Raw genomic sequence first — 10,491 nt, forward strand, 5'->3', positions numbered from 1 at the left:
TGAAATTATTGATAAATAGAAGTCGATAATGGATTATTGAATCAATTTTATTTACATTTGAGACATTACTGAAATAAAATTATATGCCAACAATTACAAAAAGTAATATTGCCTTCGACAAAAGAAATTTAAGAGATATAGAGTTACTTAGGCTTTATTACAATATGCTAAAACCTCGATTGATAGAAGAGAAGATGCTCATATTATTACGTCAAGGGAAAATTTCAAAATGGTTTTCTGGCATTGGGCAAGAAGCAATTTCTGTTGGTGTAACTATGGCTTTAAAGCCTAGCGAATATATATTGCCAATGCACAGAAACCTCGGTGTATTTACAACCCGTGAGATTCCTTTGCATCGTTTGTTTTGTCAATGGCAGGGTAAAGCAAGCGGATTTACAAAAGGTAGAGATCGCTCATTTCACTTCGGTACACAAGAGTTTAACATCATAGGTATGATTTCTCATTTGGGACCACAGTTAGGCGTTGCAGATGGTATAGCTTTAGCTAATCGTTTAAAAAATAATGGAAAAATAACAGCCGTTTTTTCTGGTGAAGGAGGAACGAGTGAAGGTGATTTTCACGAAGCTTTAAACGTGGCTTCTGTGTGGCAATTACCAGTTATATTTTGTATTGAGAATAATGGTTACGGACTTTCTACCCCAACCAATGAGCAATACCATTGTAAACATATTGCAGATAGAGGCAAAGGTTATGGTATTGAATCTTTTATTCTAGATGGTAACAACATTATTGAAACCTATACTAAGGTTCAAAAATTAGCCGAAAGTATTAGAAAACGACCACGACCAATTTTAATTGAATTTAAAACCTTCCGACGTCGTGGGCATGAGGAGGCTAGTGGAACAAAATATGTACCTAAAGAATTGATAGAGGCGTGGGAAGCTAAAGATCCTATAGAAAATTTTAGAAGTTACTTACTTAGTAAAAAGATTTTGAGTGTTGAAACGGATAAAAATTATACCTCTGAAATTAAGTCTGAAATTGATACTGCTTTAGCATCTGCGAATGCAGAAGCAGATATAATTCCCAACGAAACTAATGAATTAATTGATGTTTATAAACCATTTGATTATAAGGCGTTTATTTGTAATGAAGAAACTAAAGAGTTAAGATTGGTAGATGCTATTTCTGAAGGTTTAAAACAATCCATGGAAAAGCATGAAAATCTTGTTATTATGGGGCAAGATATAGCAGAATATGGTGGTGTTTTTAAAATTACAGAAGGGTTTGTTGAAGCCTTTGGAAAAGACCGCGTTAGAAATACACCTATTTGCGAGTCAGCAATTGTAGAAACGGCCATGGGATTATCTATTTCAGGAATAAAATCGGTTGTAGAAATGCAATTTGCCGATTTTGTGACTTCAGGTTTTAATCCCGTTGTTAATTATTTAGCAAAATCCTACTACAGATGGCAACAAGAAGCTGATATTGTTCTTAGAATGCCTTGTGGAGCAGGTGTTGCTGCAGGCCCTTTTCATTCGCAAACTAATGAAGCATGGTTTACTAAAACACCAGGTTTAAAAGTGGTATATCCGGCTTTTCCGTATGATGCTAAAGGTTTGTTAGCTACTGCAATTAATGATCCAAATCCTGTATTATTCTTTGAGCACAAGGCTTTGTATAGAAGGATTCGTCAAGAAGTACCAACGGATTATTTTACAGTTCCGTTTGGAAAAGCAAGCTTTTTAAAAGAAGGTGAAGCAGTGACCATTATTACATATGGTGCTGGTGTACATTGGGCTTTAGAAACCTTAGAAAAAAATCCTAATATTTCAGCCGATTTAATTGATTTAAGAACCTTACAACCCTTAGATAAAGAAGCAATTATTAATTCTGTTAAAAAAACAGGACGCGCTATTATTTTACAAGAAGATTCGTTGTTTGGAGGTATAGCTAGTGATCTTTCGGCTATGCTTATGGAAGAGTGCTTTGAATATTTAGATGCCCCTGTAAAGCGTGTAGCTAGTATGGAAACACCAATACCTTTTAATAGTCAGTTAGAAAATCAATATTTAGCTAAAGGACGCTTTGAGTCCGTTTTAAAACAACTATTATCCTATTAATTAATATTTTTTGGTAGATTAAAAATAGTGTTACGTAGATAAAAGTTAAGTTTAAGTATATTAAATTTTAAACTCAAGTTATTAATAGTTTTATTTGAATTGATATACTATGTTGAAACTAATTTATGTTGAAACTAATTAATAACCAAAAATATAAAATATGAGATTTAAATTACTTATTACATTATTTTTTGTAGGTGTTGTTGCATTTGCACAAGTGATTCCAGATGACGTTAAACCGCCAAGTTGGGAGAATACTACAATTAAACCTTTAACACCTTTTGAACTGCCTTCTTTTGATTTAAAAACATTACAAGAAGAAGATAAAATAAATGATCAAGATAAATCTATTCCTTGGCGGTTTGGACATGATTTATATGTAGATCATAATTTTAATGAAGTGGGAGAGTGGACGACTTTAAAAAACGGTGATCGCATATGGCGAATGGCATATTATTCTAACGGAGCACAATCATTAAACTTTATGTTTGATGTATTTAAAATTCCTGAAGGTGCAAAACTTTATGTGTATAATAAAGAAAAAACAGATTTATTAAGACCTTTTACATTTAAAAATAACAATACTGAAGAAGTTTTAGGAACTTGGTTAGTAGAAGGTAACGTTGCTTATATTGAATACTACCAACCAGCAAATGTTGTTGGAGAAGCAAAAATTACAGTGGGTTCCGTGGTACACGGTTACCGTACTGTAAAAACTTATGAAAAGTCTTTAGGACAGTCTGGGGATTGTAATTATGATGTAGATTGCGATATTACTCCTTCACCAGACCCTTATGGCTTAAATACAGTTAAGGATAATATAAAAACTTCAGGTGCCTTAATTTTAGCGGGGGGTACAGATTGGTGTTCTGGCACATTAATTAATAATACCAATAATGATGGTACACCATATATGTTAACTGCCAATCATTGTGCTGGAGGAGAAGGTACATGGGCATTTAGATTTAATTGGAGAAGTCCAAACCCGTCTTGTGGTACAACTACAAATAGTACAAACGGTACGTATAATCAAACTGTTAGTGGAGCTACCGTACGTGCAAGCAGTTCAAAATCTGATATGGAATTAGTAGAAATCACAGATTCTAGTTTCTTTGAAAATAATTACGATTTAGTTTGGGCTGGTTGGAACAAATCTACAACAGATGTACCAGCTATAAGTTTTGGATTTCATCATCCAAGTGGAGACATTCAGAAAGTTTCTAGAAATGACGAAGGAGCAATTAGATTTACCACAAATTTTAATGGAAATTCTACTGCACAAATGTGGAGAATTAATGACTGGGAATTGGGGGTTACCGAAGGTGGATCATCAGGATCTGGTTTATTTAATGAGACAGGTCATTTAATAGGTATGCTTACTGCAGGAACTGCAGCATGTTCTGGTACGGTTGACAATGGAGGCTATGATATCTATGGGCGCTTTGGTGTAGCATGGGATTATGGAACTACAGCTTCAACACGTCTTAAAGACTGGTTAGATCCATCGGATTCTGGAATTGAAGTTTTGGAGGCATACCCTGCTTCTGAAACCTATAATAATGATGCTAACATTGCTGCAAGTTCAGAAAGTACGATATTATGTGGCGAAGATTTTACAACTGAAGTTACACTTACTAATTCGGGTACTACAGCATTAACTTCTGCTACAATAACTTACTACATTGACTCAGAAGTACCTGTAGAACTTAATTGGACAGGTAATATTGCAACAGGAGAAAGTCTAGTAGTTGCAACACCAACTTATACCGATCTGAGTTCTGGAAGTCATTCTTTTATTGCTAGTGTTACTAACCCTAATGGCACCACAGATGAAAATACTTCTAACGATACTTTTGGTATAATCTATGAAGTTGCTACGACTTATGAAACATCGTCTTTGGTTTTAAATATTGCAACAGATACTTATGGCGATGAAACAACATGGGAACTTACCAATAGTTCAGGAACCGTAATTAGTGATGGACCAGCATTCGTTTATAGTGGCAATTCAAACTATGAAGAAACAATTACTATAACTGATTTTGGTGAATGTTATACATTCACAATTTTTGATGACTATGGTGATGGTATTTGCTGTGATTATGGTAGTGGTAGCTACAGTTTAGAAGATGAAAATGGTAATGAAATTATTTCTGGAGGCGATTTTTCGAGTTCTGAATCTGTTACATTTTCTGTTGAACAAGCTTTAAGTACTGCTGATTTTAATTTAGATAACGCTATTAAAATTTATCCAAATCCAGTAGAGAATCAATTACAAATTGAATTAACGAATTTCAATGAAGATGTAAAGTATCAAATTTACAATACATTGGGTCAAGAAATTACTAAAGGGCATTTAAACGCTAATAGTTTAAGTACTGTAAATATGTCGCAATATCAAACGGGTATTTACTTTGTAAAAGTGACGACTGGCACTAGTTCAATGACACAAAAATTGATTAAGAATTAATTTATAAATAAAATTAATAACATAATTAAAGTCAGTTTCTTTAATCAGAAACTGACTTTTTTGTTTTTTCGCTAATTAATTATAATCAATGTATATTTATACCTATGAGAGTAAGTTGGTACATTATACTATTTTGTATTATAAGCGTCTATAATTGCAAAAGTAAAACAGACAATACGTGTAACAAACGTACAATAGATGTTGTTGCTACGGCTTATAATTCTTTAGCTTACCAAACCAATTCTAATCCCAACATTACAGCTTTTGGAGATAGCTTAAAACCAGGTTTAAGATATATTGCGGTTTCACGAGATTTGTTAGATTCGGGTTTAGTACACAATACCCAAGTTAAAATTCAAGGTTTCGATAGTTTGTTTACCGTTAAAGACAAGATGAATCGTCGTTGGCGAAAACGCATAGATATCTATATGGGCAATGATGTTAAAAAAGCAAAAAAATGGGGCAAAAAGAAAGTGAATATTTCATACTGCTTACCTAAAAATGATTCAATTAAAATTGCGTTTCACCATAATTTCTGAAACTTTAAAAGGATAGGCTTTTTGTACTTCAATACGTTCTTGTTTAGATAATTCGCTAGGTATTTTATCAAAAACACGTTTAGCATAATGTATTCTAAGGTTGTAATAAGCTTTTGTGATTTCGTCTTGTAAAGCTATATAAGATTCATAGGAAGTAAATGCATCATGGCTTAAAGAAATTACAGCGTCTTTGGGATGATCCGATGATTTAGTAGATTGTTCACCTTCACAATAATCACATTTGCTAATACCGTTATTATCGATAAAATTTTCAACTATATAAGCGACTTCTGCGAATTCTACCAGTTCATTCTTAATCATAATTTGTTGGTTTTCATTCATTGAAATTTGTAATAAATTTCGTTCTGGAATTTCCGCAGTACAGTCTTCAGTGTCACAAACTGCGGGTAGTTGTCGTAAAATACCTTTGTCTGCAGAAATGGTAGTGGTTACTAAAAAGAAAATGAGTAACAAAAAGGCAATATCTGCCATTGATCCTGCATTGACCGTTGCAGAATGTCTTCTAAATGATTTCATAATATATAAGATTTAAATGTTAATAATCTAGCAATCACAACAACAGTACCAATGTTGTTAATTCTTGTTAACAATCCATTCTAAAACCCTTATAATGTGCTATTTTTGCAAAATTAATCAAGTACTAAATTTATTTTATGTCTTCAGAAACCGAAACCATTCCACAAAATGCAACAGAAAAAAGTCTCTATGATTACCAAATCAAAGACCTTAATCGCATTTTTGATGTAATGCGAGATGAGGCTGATGATTTTAACCTTTTATATCAATTGCCTACTGGTGGCGGAAAAACGGTTATTTTTTCGGAGATTGTGAGACGCTATGCTGAGCAACACCAAAAAAAAGTAGTGATACTTACCCATAGAATTGAGCTTTGTAAGCAAACTTCTAACGTATTATCAGGATTTAACGTTAAGAACAAAGTGATTAATAGTAAGGTGAAAACCCTAACCGACCAAGACGAATATCAATGTTTTGTGGCGATGGTAGAAACCTTAAATAATCGGTTATCTGATAATGATTTTGAGCTTAAAAATATAGGCTTAGTTATTATTGATGAAGCCCATTATAATTCCTTTAGAAAACTATTTAAATTTTTCGAAAATTGCTTTATCCTAGGAGTAACAGCGACACCTTTAAGTAGTAATATAAAACTACCAATGAAAGACAACTACAACAAGCTTATTGTTGGAGATGATATTTCTACTTTAATAAAGAATGGGTTTTTAGCCAACGCCGAAGTTTCTAATTACGATGTGGGATTAACCTCGCTTAAAATTGGAATTAATGGTGATTATACTGTAAAGTCTTCCGAGGCTTTATACACCAATTCTACAATGCAGTCTAAGCTATTATTTGCTTATGAGGAAATGGCAAAAGGTAAAAAAACACTGATTTTTAATAACGGGATTTACACGTCTAAAGAAGTTTATTATACATTTAAGAAAGCGGGTTATAATGTTGCACATTTAGATAATACAGCGAGTAAGCAAGAGCGGAAAGATATTTTAAAATGGTTTAAAAATACGCCAGATGCGGTGTTGTCTTCGGTTAGTATTCTAACGACTGGTTTTGATGAACCTTCTGTAGAGTCTATTATTTTGAATAGGGCTACACGATCTTTAACTTTATATTTTCAGATGATTGGTAGAGGAAGCCGTATTTATAAAGACCAAAACACATTTCAAGTCATTGATTTAGGTAATAATGAAGCCCGATTTGGCCCTTGGAATCAACCTGTAGATTGGCAACATATTTTTAAATACCCCGACCTTTATCTCGAAAACATTATTGATGATGAATTGCTTGAGCGTGATTTTGTTTACACAATGCCAGATTCATTAAAAGTAAAATTCAAAAAATCGTATACCTTAAACTTTGATATTAAAGCAGAATATAAAGAGGTCGTCAATTCAGGAAAAAAATCTTTTACTGTAATTGAACGTTCAATAGCGCAGCATTCTCAAATGTGCATAGATAACAGTGAAGATGTTTTTGAAGCAAGAGAACTAATTAAAGACCTACAAGATGAAATCGCTTTTAGAATAAAGCAATACTGTTATTGCATTATGAATAGCACTCAAAATTATAAAGATTGGCTTTTTGAAGAGTATAACAGAAAGTTAAGGATTAGCTTTAACGGTAAGTTTTAACTTTTTTTTGTAATGATTTCTATATTTATGTCTTTATTTTGAAATAAGATTAGTTTTTATTAACTAATAACTTGAATATTAAAATTATTTTTTATCAACGTGAAAACCTTTAAACACTTCGTATTTCTGTTCTGCATTTTGTGCAGCAGCATGGTTTTTGCCCAAGTTACAGATAAGGAAAAGAAGTCTATTCGTATTCCTGCTGAAAAATCAGAAACGGAAAAAGATTCTGCTTTAGTAAAAATTAAAGTTGCTCCAATTCTTGAAAAGGAGGAAGATAAATCTGGTGGAAACACAGAAAATAAAGAAGACAAATTTGTCATTAGAGAGACTAAAAAGCCATTTTCTATGATTGAAAATGATGGTCTTAAAAGTCCGGGTGAAATTTTTGAAAAGCGTTGGAAAAAAGAAGCCGTAAAAGGTGGTTATGTAAGAACCATGTCTGATCAGTTTTTAGGTGAACATCGTGTAGATACAAAGTTTGTAAATATAGTTTGTAGAGATCATCAATATCCAGATGGTGACCGGGTTCGTATTTTAATCAATGATGTTGTTGTTAAACACGATTTGCTGCTTACAGGTAGTTACAGACGTGTAGAAGTCGATTTGGCTGATGGCAGAAATGTGGTTGATATCGTAGCGCTTAACCAAGGGGATTCTGGTCCTAATACAGCAGAATTTGTTGTATATGATGATAAGGGAAATGTTATTTCTTCAAAAGAATGGAATTTATTAACCGGTGTAAAAGCTACTATTATATTTCAAAATGAAAAGGTTGTAATTCAAGAAAAAACTGCTGAGGATGAAAAATCTAAAACCGCCTCTAGTAACTAATTTCTTTAACATCTGAGGGTTGCATGTCTTCCAATTTGTAATCTCCAATTCTTACTCGTACTAATCTTAAGGTTGGTAACCCTAGCTTAGCAGTCATTTTTCGAACTTGCCTAAATTTTCCTTCCGTCAGTGTTATAGAGAGCCATGAGGTTACACCATGTCTTTTGTCGCGTACAAATCGTTCAATAATATGTGATGTATCAGTTAAAATCTCAGCTTTACAAGGTTTTGTTATATAAGGTTTTCCTGCAACGGAAATTTCAACACCATTTATTAATTCAGAAATAAGCGCTGGTGTTATAATGCCATCAACCATCACATGGTATTCTTTTTCTATATGAGAACTGGTAATATGGTTACTAAACTTCCCATCAGTGGTCAACAATAATAGACCTTCAGATTTTTCATCTAATCGTCCAACGGCCATAACCTTAGTTTCAAATTCATGCAATTCATTTAAAAGTTTTTTGTTGCGTCTTTTATTCTGATGGTTGATAAACTGGCTTAAATAACCGTAGGGTTTGTATATTTTATAATAATGATGTGTTTTCATAGCGGTTACCAAAAGGTAATAAAACATTTATCAAATTTTGAATTATTATATTTTAACCAAACTAAAGGAGAGCGGTTGGCTTTAATATGTGTCTTAATTAATTTTTTTGCTGAATTATAGCTGTGCCATTCGACCTGGATATGAGGTTCAATGAGCCAGTCTAACTTTTCAGGAATGTAAAATTCTAAATGTTCAAAAATAGACATATCTTGAAACGAAATATAGAAACCACTAATACAATTTTCGTTCAGTGGCGCAATTGAACTCATTGTGTTTTTATAAGGTAAGTATAATTGCGCTTTAAAACAGGTTTGCTGTGTAAAAGCTTCAATATTCAGATTATAATTAGCGAGTTGTTGTTGCGTTTTTGTTTTATAAAGAAGTGGAAATTGTTTGTTTTTTAATTTTTCTAATTTATAGAGCAGCGTATCTTTTCGGTTGGGGCCAATCCAATAGGCGAGTGGTGTATTATAGGTTTCTAAAGTATCGTATAGATAGAATTTGTAAACGATTTCGAGATGAATAAGTTGCTTGTTTAAATAATATAGTGCATCTAGCTCACCAATAGTACGTCGTTCGTTTTGAATCTGTAAATTTTCTGCAACCCAAGTTACTGAAGAATCACGTTTTAGGTCATAAAACACAAATTCTTCAACTAATTTACCTAAGCGCTGATTAACAAATTCTGTATTATCATATAAAAAATCAGAACTTGAATTGATTTCAAAAAATTCAAATCCTGATAAGTCATGTGGCTTAAATAATGAGGGTGTGTTGCCATACCCTTTATAACGTAATACGGTACTTTTATCCATAACAGAATAAAAGTAGGCATAATTTAGATAAAGTTATTGTTCTCTGTAGATTTATCAATATCTGGTTTTTCAGAATGCATGTTTTTTTCAATACCTGCACTATCTACATTGAAATAATTTAAGACTTTAGTTACCGTAGATATATGTTCAGTTTTTGATCCATTAATGATTATGGCTCCTTTAAGAGCTTTAGGATTATTTTCTAATACGGTTACATAATCATTAGCATCAAAGTCTGAACTTTTCTCAATGTTTTCTACTTGAGATAAGTCTAGTAATTCCTCAATAGGTTTATTAAGCTCCCGCGACAACTCTTGCCATTGTGTGGGCGTAGGCATGGTTTCGGTGATATTAATCATTAGTATATCTTTATCAGAGGCTTTTAAATAGCCTTCGAGTTGTTTTCCAAAATCGGTATTGCTTGCGTAAACACAATTAATTTGATTATTTTTTCTGCTAATTACTCCCATAATTTAATAGGTTTTAAGTTTATCTTTTCGCTTTTCTAATTGCTTCAATAATTCGTTTACAGTTTCGGATGTGGCATTGTAAAAACTATCTTTTGAAGACTCTGCAAATAATCGAGGTCCAGGCGCACTTAGTCTTATTCCACATTTTTTTCCTGTGTCGTCACTCGTGGTATTGTCGGTTTTAAAAAAAACGTCTGCTCTAATCACAAAGTCATAGCGTTTAAATAAGTTATCTAATTTCTCCTTGGCGTGCGATTCTAAAGCATCACTTGATGCTACATCATGATATTCAAATAATATTTCCATAATTCTATTTTTTTGTCTGTGATAAAATTACAGATTAGTATCAGTTTAACTTAACTTAAATAAGTGAAGCATTAACGTATTACATAGTTGAATGCAAAATAGATTGTTTACGAGTCGAGAAATTCTTAATAGTTTTTATATCGCTATTAAAATTTTGATGGGAGCGTATTTTAATATAGTAAAGTAATAATTTATTAGGAGTTGCTGATGATTAAATAAAAAACCACAAGT

General features: G+C 32.6%; 10 protein-coding genes. 5 read left to right on the forward strand and 5 right to left on the reverse strand.

The window, feature by feature from the left end; translation table 11 throughout:
* The first annotated feature begins 83 nt into the window (after nucleotides 1-83).
* From HM982_RS13835 to HM982_RS13845, 3 genes are all read left to right on the forward strand, one after another.
* On the forward strand, nucleotides 84-2,084 hold the full coding sequence (locus HM982_RS13835; RefSeq protein WP_179353841.1) for an alpha-ketoacid dehydrogenase subunit alpha/beta: 2,001 nt from the start codon (nucleotides 84-86) through the stop codon (nucleotides 2,082-2,084).
* Between the two features lie 160 nt (nucleotides 2,085-2,244).
* A complete protein-coding gene (locus tag HM982_RS13840; protein WP_179353842.1) occupies nucleotides 2,245-4,554 on the forward strand; it encodes a T9SS type A sorting domain-containing protein in 2,310 nt (769 codons plus the stop codon).
* 104 nt (nucleotides 4,555-4,658) lie between these two features.
* Nucleotides 4,659-5,093: a 3D domain-containing protein gene (locus HM982_RS13845; protein WP_179353843.1), complete on the forward strand. Its 435-nt coding sequence runs from the start codon at nucleotides 4,659-4,661 to the stop codon at nucleotides 5,091-5,093.
* Here the strand turns inward: HM982_RS13845 and HM982_RS13850 are convergent.
* Nucleotides 5,061-5,630 carry an ExbD/TolR family protein gene (locus HM982_RS13850; protein WP_179353844.1) on the reverse strand — a complete coding sequence of 190 codons (570 nt, stop codon included), beginning with the start codon at nucleotides 5,628-5,630 and terminating at the stop codon, nucleotides 5,061-5,063. The genes HM982_RS13845 and HM982_RS13850 overlap by 33 nt on opposite strands.
* Nucleotides 5,631-5,767: 137 nt before the next feature.
* Between HM982_RS13850 and HM982_RS13855 the strand changes: the two genes are divergently transcribed.
* On the forward strand, nucleotides 5,768-7,282 hold the full coding sequence (locus HM982_RS13855; protein ID WP_179353845.1) for a DEAD/DEAH box helicase: 1,515 nt from the start codon (nucleotides 5,768-5,770) through the stop codon (nucleotides 7,280-7,282).
* A 150-nt stretch (nucleotides 7,283-7,432) separates the two neighbouring features.
* Nucleotides 7,433-8,116 carry a hypothetical protein gene (locus HM982_RS13860; protein ID WP_179353846.1) on the forward strand — a complete coding sequence of 228 codons (684 nt, stop codon included), beginning with the start codon at nucleotides 7,433-7,435 and terminating at the stop codon, nucleotides 8,114-8,116.
* Here the strand turns inward: HM982_RS13860 and HM982_RS13865 are convergent.
* The 4 genes from HM982_RS13865 to hpf are packed head-to-tail and all read right to left on the reverse strand — an operon-like array spanning nucleotide 8,106 to nucleotide 10,260.
* Nucleotides 8,106-8,696 carry a pseudouridine synthase gene (locus HM982_RS13865; RefSeq protein WP_246296828.1) on the reverse strand — a complete coding sequence of 197 codons (591 nt, stop codon included), beginning with the start codon at nucleotides 8,694-8,696 and terminating at the stop codon, nucleotides 8,106-8,108. The genes HM982_RS13860 and HM982_RS13865 overlap by 11 nt on opposite strands.
* On the reverse strand, nucleotides 8,675-9,484 hold the full coding sequence (locus HM982_RS13870; RefSeq protein WP_179353847.1) for a DUF1853 family protein: 810 nt from the start codon (nucleotides 9,482-9,484) through the stop codon (nucleotides 8,675-8,677). The genes HM982_RS13865 and HM982_RS13870 overlap by 22 nt, the downstream gene beginning before the upstream one ends.
* A gap of 23 nt (nucleotides 9,485-9,507) precedes the next feature.
* A complete protein-coding gene (locus tag HM982_RS13875) occupies nucleotides 9,508-9,954 on the reverse strand; it encodes an arsenate reductase family protein (RefSeq protein ID WP_179353848.1) in 447 nt (148 codons plus the stop codon).
* 3 nt (nucleotides 9,955-9,957) lie between these two features.
* Nucleotides 9,958-10,260: a ribosome hibernation-promoting factor, HPF/YfiA family gene (hpf, locus tag HM982_RS13880; RefSeq protein WP_179353849.1), complete on the reverse strand. Its 303-nt coding sequence runs from the start codon at nucleotides 10,258-10,260 to the stop codon at nucleotides 9,958-9,960.
* Nucleotides 10,261-10,491: the final 231 nt, after the last annotated feature.

The organism is Winogradskyella vidalii, assembly GCF_013403955.1.
Lineage (GTDB): Bacteria > Bacteroidota > Bacteroidia > Flavobacteriales > Flavobacteriaceae > Winogradskyella > Winogradskyella vidalii.

Excerpts from the sequence above, each read along its gene's own strand:
- HM982_RS13850 (WP_179353844.1), bottom strand. The coding sequence starts at position 5,630 with ATGAAATCATTTAGAAGACATTCTGCAACGGTCAATGCAGGATCAATG.
- hpf (WP_179353849.1), bottom strand. The coding sequence starts at position 10,260 with ATGGAAATATTATTTGAATATCATGATGTAGCATCAAGTGATGCTTTA.
- HM982_RS13835 (WP_179353841.1), top strand. The coding sequence starts at position 84 with ATGCCAACAATTACAAAAAGTAATATTGCCTTCGACAAAAGAAATTTA.
- HM982_RS13840 (WP_179353842.1), top strand. The coding sequence starts at position 2,245 with ATGAGATTTAAATTACTTATTACATTATTTTTTGTAGGTGTTGTTGCA.
- HM982_RS13860 (WP_179353846.1), top strand. The coding sequence starts at position 7,433 with ATGGTTTTTGCCCAAGTTACAGATAAGGAAAAGAAGTCTATTCGTATT.
- HM982_RS13875 (WP_179353848.1), bottom strand. The coding sequence starts at position 9,954 with ATGGGAGTAATTAGCAGAAAAAATAATCAAATTAATTGTGTTTACGCA.
- HM982_RS13870 (WP_179353847.1), bottom strand. The coding sequence starts at position 9,484 with ATGGATAAAAGTACCGTATTACGTTATAAAGGGTATGGCAACACACCC.
- HM982_RS13845 (WP_179353843.1), top strand. The coding sequence starts at position 4,659 with ATGAGAGTAAGTTGGTACATTATACTATTTTGTATTATAAGCGTCTAT.
- HM982_RS13855 (WP_179353845.1), top strand. The coding sequence starts at position 5,768 with ATGTCTTCAGAAACCGAAACCATTCCACAAAATGCAACAGAAAAAAGT.
- HM982_RS13865 (WP_246296828.1), bottom strand. The coding sequence starts at position 8,696 with ATGTTTTATTACCTTTTGGTAACCGCTATGAAAACACATCATTATTAT.